The sequence below is a fragment of the Cryobacterium sp. SO2 genome (assembly GCF_026151165.2).
Lineage (GTDB): Bacteria > Actinomycetota > Actinomycetes > Actinomycetales > Microbacteriaceae > Cryobacterium.
Genome location: NZ_CP117849.1, coordinates 3862391 through 3886220 on the forward strand (window position 1 = coordinate 3862391; position 23830 = coordinate 3886220).

Genomic DNA, 23830 nt, shown 5'->3' on the forward strand with positions numbered 1-23830 from the left:
TTCACCGCGCGGCCTTAGTCTTTTCGCATGACCGAGACTCTCGACGGCGCCGGAGCCGCGAACATCCCAGCGGCACCGCTCCCCACCCGCGCCGCCGTGTTGGCCTGGAGCCTATGGGACTGGGGTTCGGCCGCGTTCAACGCCGTGGTCACCACGTTCGTCTTCTCCGTCTACCTCACCGGTGAGTCCTTCGGCGACAAGGATGTCACCGCCGCCCAGCTCGGCTGGGCGCTCGCGATCGCCGGATTCCTCATCGCGGTGCTCGCCCCGGTCACCGGCGCTCGTTCGGACTCCTCCGGCCGGCGCAAGTACTGGCTCGGCGTGAACACCTTCATCGTGGTGGCGCTCACCGCCGGCATGTTCTTCGTGCAGCCCTCCCCCGAGTACCTGCTGCTCGGCCTGGTGCTTCTGGCCGCCGGCAACGTTTTCTTCGAACTGGCCGGGGTGAGCTACAACGCCATGCTCGCCCAAGTGTCGACCCCGCGCACCATCGGCAAGGTCAGCGGCTTCGGCTGGGGCATGGGCTACCTCGGCGGCATCGTGCTGCTGCTTATCGTGTACTTCGGCTTCATCAGCCCCGAGGTGGGCCTGTTCGGCGTCACCAGCGAGAACGGCCTTGCCGTGCGGGTCACCATGCTCATTTCGGCGGCCTGGTTCGGCCTGTTCGCGCTGCCACTGCTGGTGCGGGTGCCCGAGTACCGGGCGCCGGATGCCGCGGCCCGCGCCAAAGTCGGTTTCTTTCGCTCCTACGTGGAGCTCGGCCACGACGTGGCCAGGCTCTGGCGCACGAGCCGGCAGACCGTGTACTTCCTCGTCGCGAGCGCCATCTTCCGGGACGGCCTGGCCGGCGTCTTCACCTTCGGCGGGGTGCTCGCGGCATCGGCGTTCGGCTTCTCCGCCGGCGAGGTGATCATCTTCGCGATCGCCGCGAATGTGGTTGCCGGCATCGCCACCATCAGCGTGGGCGCGCTCGACGACAGGCTCGGTGCCAAGCCGGTGATCGTCACGGCGCTGATCGGGCTCATCGTCAGCGGCAGCCTGGTCTTCCTGCTGCACGACGGCGGCCAGATCGTGTTCTGGACCGCCGGCCTGGCCCTGTGCCTGTTCGTGGGTCCCGCCCAGTCGGCCAGCCGCACCTTCCTGGCCCGCATCATCCCGGTCGGCCGCGAGGGCGAGGTGTTCGGCCTCTACGCCACCACCGGCCGCGCCGCCAGCTTCCTGGCTCCCACGGCGTTCGCGCTCATGGTGACGATCTTCGGCGAAACGTACTGGGGCATCCTCGGCATCGTGCTGGTGCTCGTCGTGGGGCTGCTTCTCTTGCTCCCGGTGAAGGCCAAGCAGAACCAGATGGCCTGATACCGCCTAGATTGCATGCAACGCGTCAGAACTCCAGGTCGTCGGCGCCGATCCACGGCACCGTAGAGGCCTGCTCGAAGACCGCCCCTGTCTCGACCTCGTGGGTCTCCAGCACGATGCTCACGCCCGGGGAGACCAGCACGGTCACATGTCCCTCGCCGGCCACGGGAATGTCGACCATGCCGCCACCGGCCCGAACCGCCGCCGTCAGCCGGGCGGAGAACTCCGCCGCATCGAACGGGGTGCGCAGCCGAAAGAGCCGGTCGCCGATGGAGAGCGTGAATGCCTGCACGGCGCCTCCTTCGACCAACACCTCAGGCTAGGGCGAAAGGCACACGACTGTATACAGGTTGACACCATCGCGGTCCGCCGCTACTTCGGGGCAGACTGTCTTGATGACTAGCTCACTCATCCAGAAGGCCGAACTCCTCAACGCCCTGCACGTGCCCGGCACGCCGCTCATCGTCACGAACGTGTGGGACGCCATCACGGCGAAGATCGTATCTGAGACTCCGGGCGTGAAAGCCCTCGCCAGCGCCTCGCACTCGGTGTCCAATGTGCGCGGCCTGCAAGACGGCGAAGGACTCAGCGTCGACGAAGCCATCATCGCCGCCCGCATCATCACCGGCGCCACCGAGCTGCCGGTCTCGATCGACTTCGAGAAGGGCTATGCGGCGGATGCCGCCGGCGTGACCCGCAATGTGCGTCGCCTCATCGAGGAGGCCGGTGCCGCCGGGATCAACCTCGAGGACTCCGTCGGCGCCCCGAAGGCTCCGCAGTTCGAAATCTCCACCGCCGCTGCCCGGGTGGCCGCGGCGCGCGCCGGCGCCGAGGCGGCCGGAGTGCCCCTGGTGATCAACGCCCGCGTCGACACCCTCGCCGGCGGCGGCGAGTGGACCGAGGCCGTGGAGCGCGCCAACGCCTACCTCGACGCGGGCGCCGACGTGATCTTCTTCCTCGGGCTCGGCGACGAAGACAAGGTGAAGCGTGCCCTCGACGAGGTCAACGGCCGCATCTCCGTGATCGGCCACCCCGGTGCCGTTCCGCTGGCCCGGCTGGCCGAGCTCGGCGTCTCCCGGGTGAGCTTCGGCCCCGGCACTCTCGGCCTGGCCCTCGCCGCCCTGCAGCGCGCGGCCAGCCAGCTCACCGCGCTCGGCGACTACCCCGAGGACCTCGGCTTCCCGTTCACGCTCTGACCCCTTGGCCGGCCCTGAGGGCGGCCCGGCCTGGCGGGTGTGGGCCGGTTCCCCTCCCCGCCGGGCGGTGGCAGGATGCTTCTGTCCGAGCCCGGCGCGCGGATCACGGATCTTGTGTCAGGCCTCCCCCGGACAGCGGGATGGTGCAGTGAGATGGCGAGCATGACGACGTTTGGCATCGAGGAGGAGTTCTTCCTCGTCGATCCCCGGAGCCTGCGGCCGGCGGGCCTCGCCGACACCGTCGTGCACGACCTGTCCACCGACGCTGAAGCGCCGGGGTTCGTCACGCACGAGTTCCTGGCCTCCCAGTTGGAGAGGTCCACGGCGGTCTTCACGGAGCTGGCCGAGGCCGAGGCCGACCTGGCCGGATTCCGCAGCGAGCTCGCGGCGACCGCCCGGATGCACGGCGTCCTGGCGGTGGGCACCGGCACCACCTTCGACGCCGACGCGGCCCCCACCCTCACCGACTCCGCCCGGTACCAGCGGATCGGCGCGGGGGTGCGGGGTGTGGTGCGGGACCACCAGATCTGCGCGACGCACGTGCATGTCGGCGTGCCCAGCCGGGAGGCCGGGGTGCACGCCCTCAATTGCGTGCGAGTGTGGCTGCCCACGTTGATGGCGCTGACCGGCAATTCCCCGTTCTGGCGCGGCCGCGAGACCGGTTTCGATTCCTGGCGCGCGGTGATCATGCGCCGGTGGGCCACCACGGGATGCCCGCCCGCGTTCGCCGACGCGGCCGACTACGAGCGGCGCATCCGTCGCCTGGTGGGGGTGGGGGCCACCGTCGACACCGCCACCGTGGCCTGGTATGCCCGGCTATCCGAGGCCTACCCCACCCTCGAGGTGCGGGTGGCGGATGCCCAGCTCGACCTGGCGCCCACGCTCCTGCTCGCCGCGCTCACCCGGGCGCTCGTGGTCACCGGCCTGGCCGAGGCCGAGCGTGGAGCGCCGCCGCCGGAGGTGGAGCACGAGCTCCTCGATGCCGCACTGTGGCATGCGTCCCGCGACGGCATCCAGGGCAAGCTGCTCGATCCCGCCAGCCGGCAGCTCGTGGCGGCCCGGGCGGTCACGGGCAATCTGCTGCGCTACATCGACGACGCCCTCGACGCCTCCGGGGACCGGTCACGGGTCATCGCGTTACTCGAACGGCTGTGGCGGATCGGCACCGGCGCCCAGCAGCAGCAGCGCTACTTCCGCGCCGGCGGACTGCCGGGGTTGCGCACCCTCGTCGAGTCTTCGTCGGCCTGAGCCGGTAGCGGGATCGGGCTCAGCCTTCGCCGGATACCAGCCGAAGCGATGACGGATCGGCCAGAAAGGCGCGGCGGCGGCGGGTCACCGCGGTCTCCACCGCGGCGAGGCGTCCGTTGACGCTGGCGCGGACGGCGTGGGCACCGTCCAGACTGTCGGTGCCCAGAATCGCCAGGGTGCTGGCGACCCGCGGGGTGAGCTGGCCGGTGAAGGCGGCCAGATAGCCCCCGAGGACCATGACCTGCGGCTCAAGCGTCACGATGAGGTTGGACAACGCGATGCGGAACCAACGGGCGGCATCGGCCAGCGCCGCCGTCGCCTCCGGTTCACCCCCAGCCACCCGGCGCACCAGTTCGTCGAGCGCCTCGGGCAGCCCGCGGTCGAGGCGGAAGTCATCGAGGCCCGCAGCGTGCAGGACCGCGGTCGGCCCGGCGACCACGACCAGGCAGCCGTCTTTTCCGCACTCACAACGTGGGCCGTCCGGAGAGACGATCATGTGCCCGGGTTCGAACGCGGCCCCGCGGGCGCCCTGCAGGATACGGCCGTCCACGATGGCGCCGCCGCCGATGCCGGTGTCGGACTTCACATAGATCATGTCGGTGACCCGGCCGACGGCCGGATCGTGCAGCAAGGAGTCGAATTCGGCGTAAGCGGCCATGTTGGCGTCATTCGACACTGAAATCCCGAGCGGCAGCACTGCCAGCCGGGTCGACAGCAGGCCGCCGATGTCGACGCCGTACCAGCCGAATTCGATCGACGACGTGACCAGGCTCGACCCGGCCGAGATGCGCCCGGGCAGCACCACCTCCAGGGCGAGGACCGCGACACCGGCGGCCTCCAGCTGGTTGACGGCATCGGTGACGTACCCGGCGAGTAAGTCCACCAGCGCCTCGGGGTCGCCGATCGGGGTACGAACGTGGTGCTCGGCTCTGGCGAGCACTCGGCCGGCGAGATCGGCGGCGTAAACGAGTACCTCGTCGACGGCGAACTGGATGCCCAGCACCGCCTGCCGGGTGCCCGCGATCTCCATCCGCGACCGCGGCCGCCCGATCCGGGTGGGTTCCGGAAGGGCCGGCTCGCCGGTCGCATCCGTGTCGACGGCGCGCACCAGTCCGAGTTCCACCAGGTCGGCGACCAGTGTGGTGACGGACCCGCGCACCAGTCCGGTTCCGGCGGCGATCTCGGCCCGGCCTGCCGGCCCGGCCTGATCGAGGTGGGTGAGGACGACCCCGAGGTTGTGTTCCCGCACGTCGCTGCTCACGAGCCGCACCGGAACTGAATTGGTCATCTACGGATGATCGCACAACCTGTCCCCGTCCGTTCCCGTCGCCGGGGACCGCGGCGGACGTACCGGGACCAAAGCCCCTGAAGAGACTTAGTTCAACGGTTGTACCATTTGGACAGGCTCATCCGGTCAGCGCTGTCGCAGCCGCGGCATCCTCGCGAGCGGCGAGCACTAGACCTGGAGCAGCCATGCTGGACGAGAAATACCACGTTCTCTTCGACCCGATGAAGATCGGTACCGTGGAGATGAAGAACCGCTTCGTGATGGAGCCGATGGGGCCCGGCGGCTTCTGCGACGAGCAGGGCGCCTATACGGAGCGGGCCGCCGACTACTACGTGGAGCGGGCCAAGGGTGGCGCCGGCCTGATCATCACCGGTACCACCAAGGTGGAGAACGAGGTGGAGGTCTGTTCCCTCCCGTCGCTGCCCTGCGCGACCCTCAATCCCAACTACTTCGTGTCGACGGCCAAGCCCATGACCGAGCGCATCCACGCTTATGGCTCCAAGATCTTCTGCCAGCTCGCCGCCGGATTCGGCCGCGTATCGATCCCGTCCATCCTCGGCCAGACTGCCATCGCACCGTCGCCCATCCCGCACCGCTGGATCGACGGCGTGACCTGTCGCGAGATGACCGTGGAGGAGATCCACTACATCGTGAAGAAGTTCGGCGAGGCCGCGGCCGTCTGCAAGAAGGCCGGTTTCGACGGCGTGGAGGTGCACGCCGTGCACGAGGGCTACCTGCTCGACCAGTTCGCTATCTCGTTCTTCAACCAGCGCACCGATGAATACGGCGGATCGCTGGAGAACCGCCTGCGCTTCGCGGTCGAGATCCTGCAGGAGATCAAGCGCACCTGCGGCGCCGACTTCCCGGTGTCGCTGCGGTACGGCATGAAGTCGATGATCAAGGACTGGAAGGTCGGCGGCCTGCCCGGCGAAGAGTTCGAGGAGAAGGGCCGCGATATCGAGGAGGGCATCGCCGTCGCGATCCTGCTCGAAAAGGCCGGCTACGACTGCCTCAACGCGGATGTCGGCAGTTACGACTCCTGGTACTGGACCCACCCGCCGATGTACCAGGCCAAGGGCCTGTATCTCCCCTACAACCAAATCCTCAAGAGCGTCGTGAAGATCCCCGTGATCACCGCCGGGCGCATGGAGGATCCGGACCGGGCATCCGATGCTATCCGCAACAGGCAGACCGACTTCATCGGCATGGCCAGGCCGCTGCTGGCCGACCCCGACATCCCCAACAAGATCCGCGCCGGAAAGTACAACACCGTGCGTCCCTGCCTGTCGTGCCAGGAGGCCTGCATGGGCCGATTGCAGCACTTCACCTCGATCTCCTGCGCGGTCAACCCCGCCGCCGGCCGGGAGAAGACCTACGGCCTCTCCCCCACCCTGCTCAAGAAGAAGGTCATGGTGGTCGGCGGCGGCGTGGCCGGCTGCGAGGCCGCCCGCACTCTGGCCCTCCGCGGCCACCGGGTCGAGGTGTTCGAGAAGACCGAGCGGCTCGGCGGCAATCTCATTGCCGGCGGCCAGCCCGACTTCAAGGAAGACGACCTGGCCCTCGCCGCCTGGTACACCAACGAGCTCACCGAGCTCGCGGTGCCGGTGCACTTCGACACCGTGGTCACCAAGGCCATGGTGGAGGCCGGCGGCTATGACGCCGTGATCGTGGCCACCGGGTCCAAGCCCAAGATGATGACCGTGGATGGCGCCTCCCGGGTCTACACCGCCGAAGACGTGCTGCTCGGCCGCGAAGACGTGGGCGCCTCCACGGTGATCATCGGCGGCGGCCTGGTCGGCAGCGAACTGGCGCTCTGGCTCGAGGGCCGCGGTATCACGACCACCCTGGTGGAATACCAAAGCGACATCCTCACCGCAGGCGGGCCGCTGTGCACAGCGAACTCCGACATGGTGCGCGACCTGGTGGCCTTCAAGGACATCGACCTGCGACTGAACAGCATGGTCATCGGCGCCCGCGACGGCGGCTACGTGGTGCGCGATCGCGCCACGGGCGAGGAAACCGTCATCGTGGCGGACTCCGCGGTCCTCGCGGTGGGCTACGTCTCGGAGCGGTCGCTCTACGAGGAGATCCAGTTCTCCGTGCCCGAATTGCACCTCATCGGGGACGCCGAACAGGTCTCCAGCATCATGTACGCGGTTTGGAACGCCTACGAGGTGACGAAGAACATGTGACGGATGCCGGCCGGTCGAGTGCGATTTGCGCCAGACCGGCCGGCGCCGCGCCTATCGCCGGGCTAGTCGCCGGGCCGTACCACTTCGCCGACGAACCCGGCGGAGCGGGTGCGCAGCATGGCCATGCGGGAGTCGCGTGCGGCCTCCACGTCGAATCCTATGTAGGCCATCGAGGGGAGCTTCCGCACGTTGGCAGAGCACTGGAAGGCCTCGCAGACGAGGATTCCGACGGTGTCGCCATTGCGGCCGGCCGCTCCCGCGCGCTGGGCGCTGTAGAGCACCACCTGGTTGGGCAGCGTCACGTCGCGGCACCACGAGCACTGGGCGCGCCGCTGCGGCGCCGCATCCGCTTGTCGCAGCACGATGCCGACGGGCTCGCCGTCGACGGGAACCACGACATAGGCGCGGCGTTTCATCTTGGGGTCGGTCCAGCCCAGGTAGTCCAGCCTGGACCAGTCGATCTCGTCGAAGCCGGCCGGCAGGGTCACATCGGCCACGACCTTGCGGGATGCGTTCACGAACGACGTCTTGATGGCGGCAACGGTGAGGGGGAGCATGCGAAATCTCAATCAGTTGTGGGGATGCGGGAGTGCGCGGCGGCCGTGGGCCAGTTGCGCAGCGAGGTGTCGACGGCGTCGAGCACCCGGTTCCAGCTCTCGGCGGCGGGCGGGACAGAGTGGTCGAAACCGCCACCGGATTCCAGCGCGACGAAGCCGTTGACGGCGCTGCCGAGCAGGCGCACCGCATGGACCTCGTCCTCGGCGGAGAGGCCGTAGCCGTGCATGATGGCCCGCGCCGAGCGGGCGATCGCGACTCCGCCGCCGGTGGTGGCGTCTTCCGGGGAGACCCGGCGCTGCGCCGCTTGCCAGCGACCGGGGTGGGCGCGGGCGTAGTCCCGGTGAGTGTCGGCGAAGGCGAACAGGGCATCGCGGCCGGCCTTGCCCGGCAAGGCCTCGGCAAGGCGGTCGGCGAGTTCCCGCAGCGCGAGAGCGGCGGTCAGGTCGAGCAGGTCGTCCAGACCCGCGATGTGGGAGTAGATACTCGCCGGCCGCACGTCGAAGCGGCGCGCGAGGGCGGAGACGGTCACGGCCGCCAGTCCGCTGGCGTCGGCCAGCTCGGCCGCGGCCTCGACCAGCCGGGCCTCGGTCAATCCGGGTCGTTTCATCGAAATTCCTATTGGTTGTAATGGATTAGCTACATACTATAGTTTTTCCGGCAGCAGCGTGAACTGGGCGCGGCCGGACGCCACCCCGTTCACCTGCACCTCGAGGGCGTGCGTGCCGGGGTGGTAGCGCCGGGTGGTGATCGCGCGGAAGGAATGCGTGCGGCTCAGTTCGATGAGTTCGCCGGGCGCCAGGGTCACGGTGGTGAGCTTGAAGGTCTTGCCGGTGAGGCTGCCGTTGGCCTTCTGGTGGTGCATCACGTAGTCCACGGCGAGGTGGGCCGGTTCGGTGCCGGTGTTGCGGATGCCCACGGTGAAGCCGATCGTGCCGCCGAACTCGAGGGTGTCGGCGTCGAGCGCCGGGCCCACCACGTGCACAGTGGCGGGGTGGAAACCCAGCTGCGCCAACGCCTGCGGGTTGCCCTTCTTGACCAGGCTGCGCAGCGCGTGCCGCACGAGCGGCGCGGTGTTCGCATCCGGCGCGGCCAGCCACGCGGCGGTGGTGGCTGTGACGAGGTCGGGTTGCTGCCGGCTGAGGTCGTTGAGGTGGTTGGCCACCGAGCGGCGCACCACTTCGTCGTCGTCCCGATAGAGGGCATGCAGCACGGGCAGGGTGGCCGCGGGTTCGGCGAGGATCGCCGGCACCCGGATGGCCCAGGGCAGGAACGGCCGGGTGCCCTCCGAGGCCAGCCGGCGCACAGCCGGGTCGGGCGAGCCGGTCCAGCCGAGCACGATCGGCATCGCCCGGGCGAAGTCGTGGGCGAGCAGCAGCCGGATGGCGAACTCGGCGGTGAGCCGCGGGGTGAGGACGGCGAGCATCCGCATGCCATCGTCGAACGCGGCATCCGTGCCGGCCTCGATGGCCTTGATCGCGACGGCGGTGGTGACCGGCCAGATCAGCCAGCCGCTGAACGGCAGGGCGCCCTGCGCTGCGGTGCGGATGGTGCCGGCGAAGGAGTCGTAATCGCCGGGCAGGTCGGCCAGCAGCGCGTCGCGCAACAGGTCGCTGCGCTCCCGCAGTGACAGCGGGCCGAGAGCATCCGCGGCGGCGTGCAGGGCGGTGAGCTCGGCCTGCGGGGCGGCGGCCTGGATGGCTGCGGCGAGCGCGCGGGCCGTGGACACTCCGATGAGTTCGTCGGCGAAGGGCATGGGACTCCTGGCGGTGGAAAGCGCGATGGTCGGCACGGTGGCTAGCGGGGTGGTTCTCCAGCGTGGCACACACCGGCTGACCGGTACCGACAGTGCCTGTTACGGACCCGCCGCCGTGGGTAGCGTCGAATGCGACCCTCAACACGAACGGAGCTCCCCATGGACACGTGGACCGCTGACGAACTCACCCGCATCGGCGCGGCGGAGGAGCTGCAGGTCTCCTCCACCCGCGCCGACGGCACGCTGCGCCCGTATGTCACCATCTGGGTGGTGCGCTCCGGCGACGAGATCTACATCCGCTCCGCCTACGGCGCGACCAACCCGTGGTTCGTGCGGGCTGCCGCAAGCGGCACCGGCCGCATCCGTGCCGGCGGAGTGGAGAAGGACGTCACCTTCGCCGATGCTGCGGATGCTCCCCACGGCGCGATCGACGCGGCCTACCACGCCAAGTACGACCGCTACGGGCCCGCCATAGTGGGGTCGGTCACCGGGGCGGATGTCGAGGCGACGACGTTCCGGCTGGTGCCCCGGGACTGACCCGCTCCCCCGTCCCGCCTGGGCGCGATGACGAGCGCGATGGCGACCCCGCCGAGCAGGAGACCGGCGAGGGTGATCGGTGTGAACGGCTCCCCGAAGAGGACGGTGCCGGCGACGGCGGTGGTGGGGGCGACCAGGTACAGCAGCGCGTTCAGGGTCGTGATGCCGAGGCGGCGCAGCAGGTACCAATACAGTGCGTAGGCGATCAGGGCGGGAAATACGGCCGTGAGCACCGTCGATACCCAGAAGTCGGCGCTGGCCGGCGGGACCAGGCTGCCGGTGACGGCGGCAAGCCCAGCGATCGCGACGAGGGTGACCGCAGCGTGCGTGCTGAGGGTGGCGAAGACGCCGAGGCGGACGGTGGTGCGGCGATCCAGGAAGGTGGCGGTCACGAGGCTGACCAGTGCGATGAGGGGAAGGGCATAGGCCGGGGTCGGGGACATCGAGGTGGATCCATCCGCCGTGACGATCACGACCACCCCGGTCGCGCCGAGGAGCAACCCCAGCCATTGCATCGCGCGCACCCGCAGCCCCAGGAGCGGGCCGACCAGGGTCGCCACCACGAGGGGCTGGATGGCGTCGATGAGGGCGGTCGTTCCGGTGGAGACGCCGGCACCGACGGCCAGGTAGATGGGAAGGATGTAGCCGAACTGCGCGAAGAGCCCGATGGTGAGGTGCGGGCGGATGTCCCGCCAGCGCGGCATGACGAGCTCGCGGCGGCGCAGCCGCAGTACGAGGATCGCAACCAGCAGGAGCGCCGCGACCACGACGAATCGCCACAGCAGCACGGTCAGGGGCGCGGCGGTGTTTGTCGCGATCTTCGCGATGATGAACCCGGAGCTCCAGGTCAGCACGAAGGCGGCCGCGGCTCCGACCACGAGGAATCGCTGGGGTATACCGATCTGTTTACTCATTCGATCGAGTATACAGATCTGTATAGTCGGCGCGGTATGATTGGTTCATGACCGCTGAGAATCTGCCCGAGGTGATTCCGCACTACACGCCGGGCGCCGAGAGGCTGCTGGCTGCCGCGTCCGATCTCTTCTATCGCGAGGGCATCCACGCCGTCGGTGTCGACACGATCGCGGCAGCGGCCGGGGTGACCAAGAAGACGTTGTACGACAGGTTCGGGTCGAAGGATGCGCTGGCCGTGGCCTATCTCCGCGGGCGGGACGCCAGATGGCGGGCGTATCTGGAGCACGACCTGGCCCTCCATCCGCGCGGCAGCGTGGATCGCATCCTGGCGGTCTTCGACATCTCGGCCCGCTGGGCGCTCAGCGACAGCGACAAGGGCTGCAGCGCCATCAACGCGCGCGCGGAGATGGACGACGCGACGCATCCTGTGGCCGTCGAAGCGATTCGGCAGAAGAAGTGGATGCGCGACGTGTTCGCCGATCTCTGCCGAGACGCCGCGCTCGCAAATGCCGATCAGCTGGCAGACATCCTGATGCTGCTCTACGAGGGCGGCCTGGTGACCGTGGGGATGGGCACCTTCGCCGACCCGTTTGCGGCCGCGCGCGAGGCCGCGGCGGCGATTCTGCAGGTGACATCGCCCTAAATTCCGGGCGCGCACCGGGCTGTTCAGTACACCGGCTATCCTCGTTCCCAGCTGAACGTCTGGCTCGGCCGGGCGGCTCGATCGTGGAAGGAACACCTGATGGAGTTGATCTTCGTGCACGGCGCCCTGGTGCGAGACGCAGAGTGGTGGTGGCAACCCGCGGCCGATCTGCTCGCGGACCGCACCGGTATCCGCAGCCGCGCCGTGAACTTGCCGTCCTGCGGCGAGACCACCCCAGAGGAGGCCGCCGGCGGCCTGGTTGCCGATGCGGCGGCGCTTCGGCGAGTGCTGGATGAGGTGGACTCCGCGATCGTGGTCGGCCACTCATACGGCGGCACCGTCATCGCCGAGGCCGGCCGGCATCCCGCGGTCGCGCATCTGCTCTACGTCTCGTCGTACCTGCCCGATGTGGGCGAGTCGCAGGCCGTGATCATGGGCGGCGAGAGCGATCCCGTGTCCATCGCCGCTAACGAGGACGGCACGCTGAGCCTGGCCGGCTACGACGCGAGCACCTTCGGGGCCCGGTTCCTTCAGGATGCCGACGCGGCGACGCAACAGCAGGCGTGGGAGCGGGTCACGGCGCAGGCGGCCGGAGCGTTCGTGACCCCGACCACCGCCGCCGGCTGGCAGGGAGTCGATTCGACCTACATCGTCTGCGGGCAGGACCGCAGCACGTCGGTCGAGCTGCAGAGATTCCATGCGGGCCGAGCGACCCGCTCCGTCGAGGTGCCCACCGGGCACCATCCGTTCATCACTCGTCCCGACCTGGTCCTCGACCAGGTGCAGGCCTTTATCGGCCGATCCTGAAACCCCCCGTGCGCTTCCGCCGGGACCACCTCAATCTTTGTAGCCTTTCCTCGTTGCGGCATGACGAGATGGAAGGACGGCCATGACGGCGGAAGCGTTCAATCCCGCGGACGAGTTGAAGCGGACCATCGCGGAGGGCGGTATCTCCGAAGACGCACTGCGGGCGATCACGGGCATCCAGCCTGAGAAGCTGCGGTCCTTCCTCGACGCGGATCCCGGGATGACTGGTCTCACCACGGAGCGGCGGGCACTCTCGATCGACGAGAGCTCGAGGCTGTCCATCCTCGCGGCGCACCTCACTCAGGGGATGCAAATTGACGACGACGAACGGTTGACGGCGATCTTCGAGTCACTGACGCTCGACTGCCACCTCACGCTTGACAACATCGCCCAGTTGACGGGACTCGACATCGACGACCTGGACAGCGCCCTCCGTGACCCGAGGACTGTTCCCATGCACAAGAAGTACGAACTCGCGATCAAGGGCTCGTACCTCGTGAACGCAGTCAATCAAGCTCGCGGTCGGTGAAAACCGCGACTGCTAGCTGGCCAGCCGCGCGGCGGTTCCCGGCGAGACAGGCCATCTCAGGACCTCCCTCGCGCCAGGTCACGGTTCTACGGTGGAGTCATGACTGATTTCATCACGCTCAACAACGATGTCCGGATGCCCAGCCTCGGGCTGGGGGTCTTCCAGAGCTCGGCGGAGGACACGGCCACGGCCGTCGAGTCCGCGCTGCGCACCGGCTACCGCCACATTGACACGGCGGCGGCCTACTTGAACGAGCGGCAAGTCGGCGAGGGGATCCGGGCATCCGGGGTGGATCGCGACGAGATCTTCATCGAAACGAAGGTGTGGATCAGCCAGTACGGCTACGACGAAACCCTGCACGCCTTCGACGTGAGCACCCGCAAGCTCGGCGTCGACACGCTCGACCTGCTCATCCTGCACCAGCCCGCCCCCTGGCAGTTCGACACCACCCTGGCGGCCTACCGGGCGCTCGAGACGTTGCTGGCCGATGGCCGGGTGCGTGCGATCGGGGTCAGCAACTTCACCGGGGCCCACCTCGAACGGCTGATGACGAGCAGCACGGTGGTGCCGGCTGTGAACCAGATCGAGCTGCACCCGTACTTCGCTCAGAAGGAGAACGAGGCGGCCAATACCGCCCTCGGCATCGTCACCCAGGCCTGGTCCCCCATCGGCGGCATCACCTTTTACCCGGGCAACTGGAACGACGGCACGGGCAAGAACGCGCTCAACGACCCCGTGATCGCCGCGATCGGTGCTGAGCACGGTAAGAGCAACGCGCAGGTGATGCTGCGCTGGCACCTGCAAAACGGTCGCAGCGCCATCCCGAAGTCCGTGCGTCCTGAGCGCATCCGTGAGAACTTCGACGTCTTCGACTTCGAGCTCAGCAGCGACGATCTCAGGGCGATCGATGCGCTGGACCTGGGTGTGCGCAGCGGCCCCGACCCCGACGCGGTGCGCCCGCCCGGTCAGTTCAGCATTCCCGAGAACTGACGCGTTCCCTGGCGCGACCCTCTTGCCCCGGTGAGAGACCTTTCGTAGCGTGTGTGCCAGAACCGCCCACGACGAGAGGACCGCACCATGAACGCATCGACCGGCATCCTGCGCGGCATGAGCAACGTGAGCTATTGGGCTGCAGACCATGCCGCCGCGACGGCCTGGTACACCGAGCTGCTGGGCATGGAGCCCTACTTTCAGATGCCCGGCTACGCGGAGTGGCGGGTGGGCGATTACGGCCACGAGCTCGGTCTGATCGATGCGCAGTACGCTCCGCGGCCGGCGGCCGATGTGCCCGGCGGGGCGGTGCTCAACTGGCATGTGGACGACATCAGGGAGGCCCTCGACCGCCTGCTCGCGCTGGGCGCGTTGATGCGCGAGGAGATCCGGGAGCGCGGCGAGGGCTTCACCACCGCGGCCGTGCTCGACCCGTTCGGCAATGTGCTCGGCGTGATGACCAACCCGCACTACCTGCAGGTGCTCGCCGATGCCACCCCCGACGGAGAGGCCGCCCGGGCCGGGCATCCCGCTGGCTGACTGGGCGACGCAGGAGGCTGTTCAATCGCCATTCGCGAAAGCGGCCGTGTGGCTGCTTCGCTGCACCCGAGGTGACCACAACCCCGCTTTCGCGAGACTGCCCCGGTTTCGCGAGACTGCCCAGCTTTGGCGAGGCTGCGGAGTTCACTCGAGGGTGGCGAGCTGCTCCCCGGCCGCGAGCGCGTCGCCCGGCGCACAGTGCTGGCGCAGGGTGCCCGCCCCGGTCGCCACGATGGTGGTCTCCATCTTCATGGCCTCCATCACCACCACCGGATCGCCCTCGGCGACCTCGGTGCCGTCCTCGACCAGCCAGGCGATCACGGTGCCGGCCATCGGCGCCACCAGACCGTCGGGCGGTGTGGCCGCCGCGTCGGCCGGTGCCGGTGCCCCAACGTTTGCGAGGGCGGATGCGCCGGTCAGCGCCCCAGCGCCGGCGGGCATCCGCAGGGTGTGCCGGCGGCCGTCGATTTCGATCCAGCTGCTGGTGATCCCGGGCTCCTCGGGCTCCTGCCGCAGCGCGTCCGCAGGCATCCGTTCGGCGAAGGACGTCTCGATCCACTGGGTGTGCACCTGCAGCGCGTCGCCGCCGGCGAAGTCGTCGTCGCGCAGCACCGCCCGGTGGAAGGGCAGCACCGAGGGGATACCCTCGAGCACGAACTCGTCGAGCGCCCGGCGGGCGCGGCGGATGGCGATCTCGCGGGTGGGGCCGGTGACGATCAGCTTGGCCAGCATCGAGTCGAATCGGCCGGAGACCACCGTGCCGGTCTCCACGCCGGAGTCGACACGGATGCCGGGCCCAGTCGGGGCCTCGAACCGGGTGATCAGGCCGGGTGTGGGCAGGAACCCGCGCGCGGCATCCTCGGCGTTGATGCGGAACTCGAGGGAGTGCCCGGTGGGCGCGGGCGTGGCCTGCACCGACAGCGGCAGACCCTCGGCGATGCGCAGCTGTTCGGCAACGATGTCGACGCCGGTGGTCTCCTCGGTCACCGGGTGCTCCACCTGCAGCCGGGTATTCACCTCGAGGAACGAGATGGTGCCATCCACACTGAGCAGATACTCCACTGTGGCGACGCCCTGGTAGTGCGCGGCGGCGCAGATGGCGGCCGCCGAGGTGTGCAGGCGGTCCCGCTGTTCGTCGGTGAGGAAGGGGGCCGGGGCCTCCTCGACGAGTTTCTGGTTGCGGCGCTGCAGCGAGCAGTCCCTGGTGCCGAGCACCACGACGTTGCCGTGGCTGTCGCTGAGCACCTGCACCTCCACGTGCCGGGGCGCGTCGAGGAACTGCTCGACGAAGCACTCGCCGCGGCCGAACGCGGTCACGGCCTCGCGCACGGCGGCGTCGTACTGCTCGGTGACCTCGTCCAGGCTGCGGGCCACCCGCATGCCCCGGCCGCCACCGCCGAAGGCCGCCTTGATCACGATGGGCAGGCCGTGCTCCTCGGCGAAGGCCACGGCGTCGGCCGCGGACGCCACCGGGTCGGGGGTGCCGGCCACGAGGGGCGCGCCCACGCTGGCGGCGAGCTGCCTGGCGGCGATCTTGTCGCCGAGCAGGTCGATGCTCTCCGGACTCGGCCCGATCCAGGTGAGGCCGGCCTCAATCACCTTGCGGGCGAAGGACGCGCTCTCGGAGAGGAACCCGTAGCCGGGGTGCACGGCGTCGGCGCCGCTCTGCTGGGCAATGCCGATGAGCTTCTCGGCATCCAGGTAGGTGGTCGCCGGGCTGTCGCCGTCGAGGCCCCACGCCTCGGTGGCCAGCCGCACGTGGATGGCGGCGGCGTCGCTGTCGGCGTACACCGCCACGGTGTCCAGGCCCCGGTCGGCGCAGGCGCGGATGATGCGCACGGCGATCTCGCCCCGGTTGGCGATCAGGACTTTCTTCATGGCTGTACCTCGGGGTGGTCGGAAGCGGGGTGGTCGGATGCGGCGGAGTATTCGGCGAACGGGCCGATGGGGGTGAACCGGATGCGCGTGCCCGGCGGAAGCTGGCCGGCCAGCGGCAGGTGGTGGCTGGCGACAGAACCGATCACCGGGTAGCCGCCGGTGAGCGGGTGGTCGGCGAGGAACAACACGGGCTGGCCGTTCGGCGGGATCTGGATCGCACCGGCGACGGTGCCCTCGCTGGGCAGTTCGGCGTCGATGACGCGAGAGAGGGCGTCACCCTCCAGCCGCAGCCCAACCCGGTTGGACCGGGGAGTGACCAGCCAGCTCTGCTCGGTGAGCACGTCCACGGCGTCGGCGGAGAACCAGTCGGTGCGCGGGCCGAGCACCACGTCGAGCTGCACCTCCGCGGCCACCTCAACCGCGCCGTCGGTGCCGGCAGGCTGGGCGACAGCGGGGATGCCGCGCGCGGGCGTGCCGACCGGCAGCAGGGTTCCGGCGGTCACCGGCGCCGGTCCCAGGCCGGCGAGCACGTCGGTGGACAGGCTGCCGAGCACGGGCTCCAGGGCGAACCCGCCGCGCACGGCGAGGTAGCTGCGGAGCCCAGAGGCGGGCCGGCCGAGCAGGAGTTCTTCGCCGGCGCCGAGGGCGAACGGTCGGCCGAACGCGACGCTGCGAGAGCCGGCGGTGGTGCCGTTTCCGGCGCCTCCGGCCGACGTGGGGGTGCGGATGCTCAGCGGCACGGGCGCGCCCGTGACGGCGAGAACCTGCTCGCCGCGGGCCTGGAGTCGCAGGCCGCCGAAGGTCACCTCGAGGCCGGCCGTGCCGGGAGGGTTGCCCACCAACCGGTTGGCCGCGCGCAGCGACACCGGGTCGAGGGCGCCGGAGGTGGAGACGCCCATGCTCGCGTAGCCCGGACGGCCGAGGTCCTGCAGCAGGGTCAGCATGCCCGGGTCGAGAATCTCCAGGCCGTGCGGGACCTCCACAGCGGATGCGGCCGCAGGTGCGGCGGCATCGGCGGCAACCGTCACCGCGGCCCGCGCTCCCCCGGTCACGTCCACGAAGCGCACCCGGTCACCGGGCAGCAGCAGGGCGGGGCGCTCACGGGACAGGTCCCACATCCGCGCCTCGGTGGTGCCGATCAGCTGCCACCCGCCCGGGCTCTCCCGCGGGTAGACGCCGCTGAAGGTACCGGCCAGGGCCACGGATCCGGCGGGGATGCGAGTGCGCGGGGAGCTGCGGCGGGGCACGTCGAGGGCAGGGTGGCCGCCGGAGAGGTAGGCGAAGCCCGGGGCGAAGCCGGTGAAGCCGACCGCGTAGTCCTGCCCGGTGTGCAACCGCACCACCTCGGCGGCGCTGAGGCCGAGCAGGCCGGCCACCTCGTCGAGGTCTTCGCCGTTGTACGTCACGGGGATCTCGATGAGAGAGCCCTCCCCCGCACTGCGGCCACCCAGGTCGCGGGCGCGCGCAGCTCGTACGATCTGCGCCGGCGTCACGGCGCTCGGCCGGTAGAACACCAGCAGGGTGCGCGCGCCGGGAATCAGCTCGCCGGTTCCGGCAACAGGGTCGCTGCTGAGCGAGTCGAACAGCGCCAGCGTGGTCGGCAGGTCCTCGAGCTCGATCAACAGGGCGTCGTCGCGCACGGGCAGAAACCGCATGGGCGCGCTCACCCTAGGCAGTCCGACCGGCGCCCGGCCGCGGCGCGAAGGGGGCGAGTTCGATGCCGGCCGCGGTGAGGGCCTGCCGCACGCGGCGGGCCATTTCGGTGGCGCCAGGGCTGTCGCCGTGCACGCAGACCGACTCCGCTGATACCCGGATGGTGCTGCCGTCGATGGCGGTCAGGGTGCCTTCGGTGGCCAGCTGCACCATGCGCGCGGCCACGTCCTCGGCGTCGTGCAGAACCGAGCCGAGTTTCCGGCGCGACACCAGGGTGCCCGCCGGCGTGTAGGCGCGGTCGGCAAAGGCCTCGGTCACGCTGCGCAGGCCCGCGGCATCCGCTGCCCGCAGCACCTCGGAGCCCGGCAGGCCCAGCAGGGCCAGGGTCGGGTCGATCTCGCGGATCGCGGTGACCACATCCTGGGCCTGGCGGGTGTCGTGCACGATCGTGTTGTACAGCGCGCCGTGCGGCTTGACGTAGGTGACGGTGGTGCCGGCGGCCCGTGCGATGCCCTGCAGGGCGCCGATCTGGTAGATCACGTCGGAGACGAGCTCGGCGCTGGAGACGTCCATGTTGCGGCGGCCGAACCCGGCCAGGTCGCGATAGCCCACGTGTGCGCCGATCGCGACGCCGGCATCCCGGGCCCCAATCACCGTATTACGAATCACCAGCGGGTCGCCGGCGTGGAAGCCGCAGGCGATGTTCGCGCTGGTGACGATGCCGAGCATCTCCGCGTCGTCGCCGAGGCTCCACCGGCCGAAGCCTTCGCCGAGGTCGCTGTTCAGGTCGATGATGCTCATCTGTCTCCTTCTAAACGGTCAGCAGCGAGAAGATCGGTCCCACCGCCATCACGGCCATGTACCAGGTGAGCAGGGTCGCCAGGGTACCGATGATCAGCAGCCAGCGCGGGTAGCGGTAGCCGTTCATCAGGTCGCCGCGGAACCAGCCGATGTACATGAAGATGGTGAGGCCGATCGGCAGGATCAGCCCGTTGAACCCGCCGACGAACACCATCAGGGTGGCCGGCGCGGTGCCGATGAGCAGGTAGACGCCGAGCGAGACCACGATGAAGACGATGGTGGCGAGGTCGGCGGCGCGGCCGACGATCTTCTTGGAGAACACCGGCAGGAACGACACCGAGGTGTACGCGGCACCGATGATGCTGGTGATCGCGGCGATCCAGAAGATCGCACCGAAGACGCGCAGCCCGAACTCTCCGGCCGCGGCCTGGAAGGCCTGGGCGGCGGGGTTGGCCGCGGTGCCCGAAGTGTCAATGATCACGCCACCGGCGACGACGCCGAGGATGGCCAGGAACAGGACGTAGCGCATGATGCCGGTGACCAGGATGCCGTTGAACGCCGCGCGGTTGACCTCCTTGACGTGCTCCACCCCGGCGGTGCCGCTGGCGAGCAGGCGGTGCGCGCCGGCGTAGGTGATGTAACCGCCCACGGTGCCGCCGACGATGGTGGTGATGGTGGCGAAGTTGATCTCGTCCGGGAACACGGTCTGGCGCAGCGCATCCCCGATAGGTGGCTGGGAGATGAAGGCCACGATGATCGTGAGCACGATCATGACGAGCCCGGCGATGACCACGACCCGGTCGACCACGGCACCGGCCCGCTTGGCAAGGAAGATCGCGATCGCGAACAGGGCGCTGAGCAGCCCGCCGATCTTCGCGTCCAGGCCGGTCAGCACGTTGAGGCCGAGGCCGGCGCCGGCGATGTTGCCGATGTTGAAGACCAGGCCGCCGAGGATGACGAGGAAGGCGAGCACAAAACCGCTGCCGGGGATGGCGAGGTTGGCCAGCTCGGGGGCGCGCTTGCCGCTGACCGTGATCATGCGCCAGATGTTCAGCTGCACAGCGAAGTCGATGAGGATCGAGGCCAGGATGCCGAAGGCGAACGCCGCGCCCATCTGCGCGGTGAAGGTGGCGGTCTGGGTGATGAAGCCGGGGCCGATGGCCGAGGTGGCCATCAGGAACAGGGCGCCGATCAGCGCGCTGCGGCGGCTCTTGGCGATGCTGCGAACGCTCGGCTGCTCGGTGGGTTCCGCTGTCGCAGTGGTCTTGGCGGGGTCGGTCACGGGCACATCCATTTCGTCGAGGGGAAAGATCCATCGGGTGTACAGCTACTCGAGGGGACCGGTACCCCACATAACGAGCCTAAACTCGTGAACGATCACCGAGCGATTGTTGAACAATCAATCGCGTAAACAGTTTGTTTCGCCCATGTTTCGGTGAACAAAGAGGGCGTCAACGCTGCCGTGGCTGCTGCCCCTTTGGATAGAGTGGCGTCGTGGCCCAACTCGACGAAGCGGATGACAGCAATTCCCGTGCCGATCAGGCCGCCGAGCAGCTGCGCCGGCTGCTGATCGCCGGCAACCTCGTGCCCGGCCAACGTCTGTCGGAGTCCGCCGTCAGCGAGCGCCTCGGTGTCTCCCGCAATACCCTGCGCGAGGCCTTCCGGATGCTCACCCATGAGCGTCTCCTCGTGCACAAGCCACACGCCGGCGTCTTCGTGGCCGTGCCGTCGCTCGCGTCGATCATCGACATCTACCGGGTGCGCCGCATGATCGAGTGCGAGGCGCTGCGGGCCGCCGACTCCAGGCACCCGGCCAGCCGACGGATGCGTGCCGCCGTGGAATCCGCGCTGGCCAGTCGCGAGACCGACGACTGGATCGCCGTGGGCACGGCCAATATGGAGTTCCACTCCGCCATCGTGGCGCTCGCCGACAGCGACCACCTCGACAGGCTCTACGCGAACATCTCCGCCGAGCTGCGCCTGGCCTTCGGCCTGCTCGACGACCCCGAATACCTGCACCGCCCCTACGTGGACCGCAACGTCACCGTGCTCGAGCGGTACCTCGCCGGCGACGCGGCCGGGGCCGCATCCGTTCTCGAGGATTACCTGCTGCAGTCCGAGCGCACGATCGTGGCCGCCTACGCGCGGCAGCTGCCCGCGTGAGCCCAGGGCGGAGCTAAAGGCGGACGCGGGAGTAGCGTGAAATCATGACCACTTTTCGGGAGCTCCATCAGACTGAGGCACCGTTTCTGTTGCCCAACGCCTGGGACGTCGGCTCGGCCCTGGCCTGTGCGGCGGCAGGCTTTCCCGCCATCGGCACCACCAGCTTCGGCATCGCGGCCAGCGCCGGCCTGCCCGACGGCGACGGCTCCACCCAAGCGGCAACCGCGGCCCTCGCCGGACAACTGTGTCGCCTACCCGTCCACATCACCACGGACATCGAAGACGGCTACTCCGACGACCCCGCCGAAGTCGCGGATTTCGTGGCCGAACTGGCCGCCCTGGGGGTGGCCGGTATCAACATCGAGGACAGCAGGGCCGGGCACCTGGTTGATCCGGCGATTCTTGCCGCCAAGGTGGCCGGCATCAAGCGACGCAGCCCGGATGTGTTCGTCAACGCCCGAGTGGACAATTTCTGGTTTGCCGAGCAAGCCACGGTGGACGCCGTCCTGCTCCGTGACAACGAGCAGACACCCACCGCAACCTCGTACTGGGACATGCAGTCGCGGCTCGTGAAATTCAGCCGCGGCATCCCAGACTGACCACCCCGACGGACGTCCCCGTGGTGTAGCTTGTGAGCATCTGAGGTAAAACCGCATTGCCCGTTAGCGGCATGCGCATACACGCGGCATCGAATGATTCGCCACTTCTTCACTATGAAGGAGTGTGCACCGATGTCTGTCGAGCACCCACAACTCGCCCCGCGATCAGCCACAACCGCACCACGAGCACCTCGAAGTCTGCGGGCGGCTTGGCTCGCCCTTTCCGGCCTGTCGGCCGTGTTCCTCATCGAGATGCTCGACAACTCGATCCTCAACGTGGCGCTGCCCACGATCGGACGCGATCTGCACGCCTCGACGGTGGGCCTGCAATGGGTGACCGGCGCGTATTCGGTGGTGTTCGGCGGGCTGATGCTGCTGTTCGGCGCGGTCGCCGACAGGTTCGGCCGGCGGCGACTGATGCTCATCGGCCTGGCCCTGCTCGGCGCCGCGAGCCTGGCGACCGCGTTCGTCACCACCGCCGAACACCTGATCATCGTGCGCGCCGTGATGGGCGTCGCGGCGGCGATGACCACTCCCGGCTCGATGGCTCTGGCCTTCCGGCTGTTCGACACGGATGACCTGCGCGTCCGGGCGCTCACGGTCATCTCCACCGCGGGCTTGGTCGGGCTCGCGATCGGGCCGACCGCGGGAGGACTCGCGCTCGCCGTCGCACCCTGGCAGGTCCTCCTGCTCGTGAACGTGCCCATCGCCGCGCTCGCCTTCATCGGCATCCGCCTCGGCGTCGCCGCCGACACGGCAGCCGACCTCCACCATGACCCGATCGACGTTCTCGGCGCGGTACTCGGCACCGTGACCATCGCCCTCGCTCTTGTCGCGCCCACTCTGTTCGTGGAAGAGGGCGCTGGATCATGGGTGCCCTGGACCGCGGCCGCAGCGGCTCTCGTGGGGGCGGTCGGATTCGTGTGGCGGGAACGATCCGCCCGGGCACCGCTCCTGGACCTGCATCTCCTCGCACTGCCCCTGGTCTCGAGCGGGCTCGCCTACAAGGCCGCGGCCGGACTGGCCGTCGCCGGTCTCGGCTACATGGCGACCCTGCAACTCCAGTTCGCCTGGGGATGGCCGCCGGCCCTCGCGGCTGTCGGGATGCTGCCGCAGGTAGTCGTGCTTCTTGCCGGCGGTCGTTTCGTGGGCCCGGTCGTTCAGCGAGCCGGCCTGAACCGTGCCGCCTGGATCAGCGCCGCGGCGGTAGTGCTCGGCCTCGCCGTCTTCGGCCTGTTCGGCCGGCTCGGCTACCCGTGGATCCTGCTCTCGCTCGTGCTCGTCGCCGCGGGCATGCGCGTGGTGGGTGTCGTCGCCGGCACCAACGTGCTCAAGGGTCTACCGCCCACCCGCACCTCCATGGGCGCGGCCCTCGTCGACACCGCGAGCGAGCTGGCCACCGCCATCGGTATCGCCGCCACGGGCACGATCCTCGCCGCGCTCTTCACCGGCAACATCACCGGAGCGACCTGGACCGCCGAGCAGAGCGCTCAATTCCAGACGGCGATCACCGTGGCCGGGCTCACGCTCACGGTCATCGCGGCCGCGCTCGTCGCGGTCGGGATCATCCGGTCTAGAGAGCGCACGGCGGCGGCATCCGCTAGCGTTACCGCCATGGGAGACCACCGCGAGCAGATCGTCGACATCGGCACGCCCCACGCTGATGCGGAGAGCCGCATCAAGGATGTGTCGGAGTGGCTCGTCGCGTCGGGCTGGGCTGTTCCGTTCGACGGCAGCGACTGGTTGCATCCGACCGAGCCGGCCCTGCGCGAGAGCGCGAGCCTCCTCTCCCGGTGGCCCGGATTCGGCGAGTCGACGTTCGTCGTCGCCCGCGGCTCGCACTGGGTGGCCGGGGACGGCACGGACGTGCCGGCCTGCCCCAACTGCGGCGAGCTCACCGGAACGTGGGAACAGCTCGACCAGTGGGACGAACAGGCCGCGGAGCCGCTCGCGCAGTGCCCGACCTGCGGGCACGAGGCGCTGCTGGGCGACTGGAACCTGGAGGGCTCGGTCGCCGTGGGCGCGCTCGCGATCGTGCTCGATCCCCAGTCGCTGACCGGACAGGGTGGACTCTTCGACCCGGCCGTCGTGGCACGGGCGCTGCGCGCCGAACTCACGGCAGGCATCGGCGGCCGCTGGGCCTACGTGCACCACCACCTCTGAACCAGAGCCGGGAACTCGGCG

Annotated in this window: 23 protein-coding genes; 13 read left to right on the forward strand and 10 right to left on the reverse strand. The window is 69.3% G+C overall.

The features are described 5' to 3' along the window. The first annotated feature begins 27 nt into the window (after positions 1-27). Complete coding sequence (locus BJQ94_RS18205) at positions 28-1356, forward strand: MFS transporter (RefSeq protein WP_265399280.1); 1329 nt, start codon at positions 28-30, stop codon at positions 1354-1356. 25 nt (positions 1357-1381) lie between these two features. Here the strand turns inward: BJQ94_RS18205 and BJQ94_RS18210 are convergent, their stop codons facing one another. Next, complete coding sequence (locus tag BJQ94_RS18210; protein ID WP_265399279.1) at positions 1382-1648, reverse strand: hypothetical protein; 267 nt, start codon at positions 1646-1648, stop codon at positions 1382-1384. Positions 1649-1751: 103 nt separating this feature from the next. Here BJQ94_RS18210 and BJQ94_RS18215 point away from each other — a divergent pair, with 103 nt between their 5' ends. After that, positions 1752-2552 carry an isocitrate lyase/phosphoenolpyruvate mutase family protein gene (locus tag BJQ94_RS18215; RefSeq protein ID WP_265399278.1) on the forward strand — a complete coding sequence of 267 codons (801 nt, stop codon included), beginning with the start codon at positions 1752-1754 and terminating at the stop codon, positions 2550-2552. A gap of 162 nt (positions 2553-2714) precedes the next feature. Further along, positions 2715-3800 carry a glutamate--cysteine ligase gene (locus BJQ94_RS18220; RefSeq protein WP_265399277.1) on the forward strand — a complete coding sequence of 362 codons (1086 nt, stop codon included), beginning with the start codon at positions 2715-2717 and terminating at the stop codon, positions 3798-3800. A gap of 19 nt (positions 3801-3819) precedes the next feature. On the opposite strand, the gene BJQ94_RS18225 is transcribed toward BJQ94_RS18220, so the two are convergent. Next, complete coding sequence (locus BJQ94_RS18225) at positions 3820-5088, reverse strand: ROK family transcriptional regulator (protein ID WP_265399276.1); 1269 nt, start codon at positions 5086-5088, stop codon at positions 3820-3822. Positions 5089-5273: 185 nt separating this feature from the next. Here BJQ94_RS18225 and BJQ94_RS18230 point away from each other — a divergent pair, with 185 nt between their 5' ends. Next, positions 5274-7280, forward strand: coding sequence for an FAD-dependent oxidoreductase (locus BJQ94_RS18230; RefSeq protein ID WP_265399275.1), 2007 nt, complete (start codon positions 5274-5276; stop codon positions 7278-7280). A 62-nt stretch (positions 7281-7342) separates the two neighbouring features. Here BJQ94_RS18230 and BJQ94_RS18235 read toward each other — a convergent pair whose 3' ends face one another. From BJQ94_RS18235 to BJQ94_RS18245, 3 genes are read right to left on the reverse strand one after another with little or no spacing between them, the layout of a single operon-like run. After that, the gene (locus BJQ94_RS18235; protein ID WP_265399274.1) at positions 7343-7837 is read right to left on the reverse strand and encodes an FBP domain-containing protein; all 495 of its coding nucleotides are present in this window, start codon (positions 7835-7837) and stop codon (positions 7343-7345) included. Positions 7838-7845: 8 nt separating this feature from the next. Further along, positions 7846-8445, reverse strand: coding sequence for a TetR-like C-terminal domain-containing protein (locus BJQ94_RS18240; protein WP_265399273.1), 600 nt, complete (start codon positions 8443-8445; stop codon positions 7846-7848). A gap of 36 nt (positions 8446-8481) precedes the next feature. After that, the gene (locus tag BJQ94_RS18245; protein WP_265399272.1) at positions 8482-9591 is read right to left on the reverse strand and encodes a DNA alkylation repair protein; all 1110 of its coding nucleotides are present in this window, start codon (positions 9589-9591) and stop codon (positions 8482-8484) included. A gap of 159 nt (positions 9592-9750) precedes the next feature. Here BJQ94_RS18245 and BJQ94_RS18250 point away from each other — a divergent pair, with 159 nt between their 5' ends. Next, positions 9751-10128 carry a DUF2255 family protein gene (locus BJQ94_RS18250; RefSeq protein WP_265399271.1) on the forward strand — a complete coding sequence of 126 codons (378 nt, stop codon included), beginning with the start codon at positions 9751-9753 and terminating at the stop codon, positions 10126-10128. Here the strand turns inward: BJQ94_RS18250 and BJQ94_RS18255 are convergent. Continuing rightward, a complete protein-coding gene (locus tag BJQ94_RS18255) occupies positions 10050-11042 on the reverse strand; it encodes a DMT family transporter (RefSeq protein WP_265399270.1) in 993 nt (330 codons plus the stop codon). The two genes, BJQ94_RS18250 and BJQ94_RS18255, sit on opposite strands and share 79 nt — an antisense overlap. 47 nt (positions 11043-11089) lie before the next feature. Here BJQ94_RS18255 and BJQ94_RS18260 point away from each other — a divergent pair, with 47 nt between their 5' ends. From BJQ94_RS18260 to BJQ94_RS18280, 5 genes are all read left to right on the forward strand, one after another. Further along, positions 11090-11686, forward strand: coding sequence for a TetR/AcrR family transcriptional regulator (locus BJQ94_RS18260; protein WP_265399269.1), 597 nt, complete (start codon positions 11090-11092; stop codon positions 11684-11686). 99 nt (positions 11687-11785) lie between these two features. Next, on the forward strand, positions 11786-12493 hold the full coding sequence (locus BJQ94_RS18265) for an alpha/beta hydrolase (protein ID WP_265399268.1): 708 nt from the start codon (positions 11786-11788) through the stop codon (positions 12491-12493). Positions 12494-12575: 82 nt separating this feature from the next. Further along, complete coding sequence (locus BJQ94_RS18270; protein WP_265399267.1) at positions 12576-13022, forward strand: HTH domain-containing protein; 447 nt, start codon at positions 12576-12578, stop codon at positions 13020-13022. 99 nt (positions 13023-13121) lie between these two features. After that, a complete protein-coding gene (locus BJQ94_RS18275) occupies positions 13122-14012 on the forward strand; it encodes an aldo/keto reductase (RefSeq protein WP_265399266.1) in 891 nt (296 codons plus the stop codon). Positions 14013-14099: 87 nt separating this feature from the next. Further along, entirely contained in the window at positions 14100-14552 is a 453-nt protein-coding gene (locus tag BJQ94_RS18280) for a VOC family protein (protein ID WP_265399265.1), read from the forward strand. A gap of 144 nt (positions 14553-14696) precedes the next feature. On the opposite strand, the gene BJQ94_RS18285 is transcribed toward BJQ94_RS18280, so the two are convergent. Genes BJQ94_RS18285 through BJQ94_RS18300 form a run of 4 tightly spaced genes read right to left on the reverse strand, consistent with a single transcriptional unit; the run spans position 14697 to position 20166 of the window. Further along, positions 14697-16430 carry a biotin carboxylase N-terminal domain-containing protein gene (locus tag BJQ94_RS18285; RefSeq protein ID WP_265399264.1) on the reverse strand — a complete coding sequence of 578 codons (1734 nt, stop codon included), beginning with the start codon at positions 16428-16430 and terminating at the stop codon, positions 14697-14699. Next, the gene (locus tag BJQ94_RS18290; RefSeq protein WP_265399263.1) at positions 16427-18085 is read right to left on the reverse strand and encodes an urea amidolyase family protein; all 1659 of its coding nucleotides are present in this window, start codon (positions 18083-18085) and stop codon (positions 16427-16429) included. Before BJQ94_RS18290 ends, BJQ94_RS18285 begins: the two co-directional genes overlap by 4 nt. A 13-nt stretch (positions 18086-18098) precedes the next feature. Next, positions 18099-18884 carry a 5-oxoprolinase subunit PxpA gene (locus BJQ94_RS18295; protein WP_265399262.1) on the reverse strand — a complete coding sequence of 262 codons (786 nt, stop codon included), beginning with the start codon at positions 18882-18884 and terminating at the stop codon, positions 18099-18101. A gap of 10 nt (positions 18885-18894) precedes the next feature. Continuing rightward, the gene (locus BJQ94_RS18300; protein WP_265399261.1) at positions 18895-20166 is read right to left on the reverse strand and encodes an NRAMP family divalent metal transporter; all 1272 of its coding nucleotides are present in this window, start codon (positions 20164-20166) and stop codon (positions 18895-18897) included. Positions 20167-20378: 212 nt separating this feature from the next. Between BJQ94_RS18300 and BJQ94_RS18305 the strand changes: the two genes are divergently transcribed. The 3 genes from BJQ94_RS18305 (at position 20379) to BJQ94_RS18315 (ending at position 23809) form a co-directional block, all read left to right on the forward strand. Beyond that, the gene (locus BJQ94_RS18305) at positions 20379-21047 is read left to right on the forward strand and encodes a GntR family transcriptional regulator (RefSeq protein ID WP_265399260.1); all 669 of its coding nucleotides are present in this window, start codon (positions 20379-20381) and stop codon (positions 21045-21047) included. Between the two features lie 44 nt (positions 21048-21091). Further along, on the forward strand, positions 21092-21646 hold the full coding sequence (locus BJQ94_RS18310) for an isocitrate lyase/phosphoenolpyruvate mutase family protein (RefSeq protein ID WP_265399259.1): 555 nt from the start codon (positions 21092-21094) through the stop codon (positions 21644-21646). A gap of 237 nt (positions 21647-21883) precedes the next feature. After that, on the forward strand, positions 21884-23809 hold the full coding sequence (locus tag BJQ94_RS18315; protein ID WP_265399258.1) for an MFS transporter: 1926 nt from the start codon (positions 21884-21886) through the stop codon (positions 23807-23809). The last annotated feature ends 21 nt before the right edge of the window (positions 23810-23830 follow it).

Coding starts and splice junctions, on each gene's coding strand:
- BJQ94_RS18205 (WP_265399280.1), top strand. CDS start 28: ATGACCGAGACTCTCGACGGCGCCGGAGCCGCGAACATCCCAGCGGCA.
- BJQ94_RS18215 (WP_265399278.1), top strand. CDS start 1,752: ATGACTAGCTCACTCATCCAGAAGGCCGAACTCCTCAACGCCCTGCAC.
- BJQ94_RS18220 (WP_265399277.1), top strand. CDS start 2,715: ATGACGACGTTTGGCATCGAGGAGGAGTTCTTCCTCGTCGATCCCCGG.
- BJQ94_RS18225 (WP_265399276.1), bottom strand. CDS start 5,088: ATGACCAATTCAGTTCCGGTGCGGCTCGTGAGCAGCGACGTGCGGGAA.
- BJQ94_RS18230 (WP_265399275.1), top strand. CDS start 5,274: ATGCTGGACGAGAAATACCACGTTCTCTTCGACCCGATGAAGATCGGT.
- BJQ94_RS18235 (WP_265399274.1), bottom strand. CDS start 7,837: ATGCTCCCCCTCACCGTTGCCGCCATCAAGACGTCGTTCGTGAACGCA.
- BJQ94_RS18240 (WP_265399273.1), bottom strand. CDS start 8,445: ATGAAACGACCCGGATTGACCGAGGCCCGGCTGGTCGAGGCCGCGGCC.
- BJQ94_RS18245 (WP_265399272.1), bottom strand. CDS start 9,591: ATGCCCTTCGCCGACGAACTCATCGGAGTGTCCACGGCCCGCGCGCTC.
- BJQ94_RS18250 (WP_265399271.1), top strand. CDS start 9,751: ATGGACACGTGGACCGCTGACGAACTCACCCGCATCGGCGCGGCGGAG.
- BJQ94_RS18255 (WP_265399270.1), bottom strand. CDS start 11,042: ATGAGTAAACAGATCGGTATACCCCAGCGATTCCTCGTGGTCGGAGCC.
- BJQ94_RS18260 (WP_265399269.1), top strand. CDS start 11,090: ATGACCGCTGAGAATCTGCCCGAGGTGATTCCGCACTACACGCCGGGC.
- BJQ94_RS18265 (WP_265399268.1), top strand. CDS start 11,786: ATGGAGTTGATCTTCGTGCACGGCGCCCTGGTGCGAGACGCAGAGTGG.
- BJQ94_RS18270 (WP_265399267.1), top strand. CDS start 12,576: ATGACGGCGGAAGCGTTCAATCCCGCGGACGAGTTGAAGCGGACCATC.
- BJQ94_RS18275 (WP_265399266.1), top strand. CDS start 13,122: ATGACTGATTTCATCACGCTCAACAACGATGTCCGGATGCCCAGCCTC.
- BJQ94_RS18280 (WP_265399265.1), top strand. CDS start 14,100: ATGAACGCATCGACCGGCATCCTGCGCGGCATGAGCAACGTGAGCTAT.
- BJQ94_RS18285 (WP_265399264.1), bottom strand. CDS start 16,430: ATGAAGAAAGTCCTGATCGCCAACCGGGGCGAGATCGCCGTGCGCATC.
- BJQ94_RS18290 (WP_265399263.1), bottom strand. CDS start 18,085: ATGCGGTTTCTGCCCGTGCGCGACGACGCCCTGTTGATCGAGCTCGAG.
- BJQ94_RS18295 (WP_265399262.1), bottom strand. CDS start 18,884: ATGAGCATCATCGACCTGAACAGCGACCTCGGCGAAGGCTTCGGCCGG.
- BJQ94_RS18310 (WP_265399259.1), top strand. CDS start 21,092: ATGACCACTTTTCGGGAGCTCCATCAGACTGAGGCACCGTTTCTGTTG.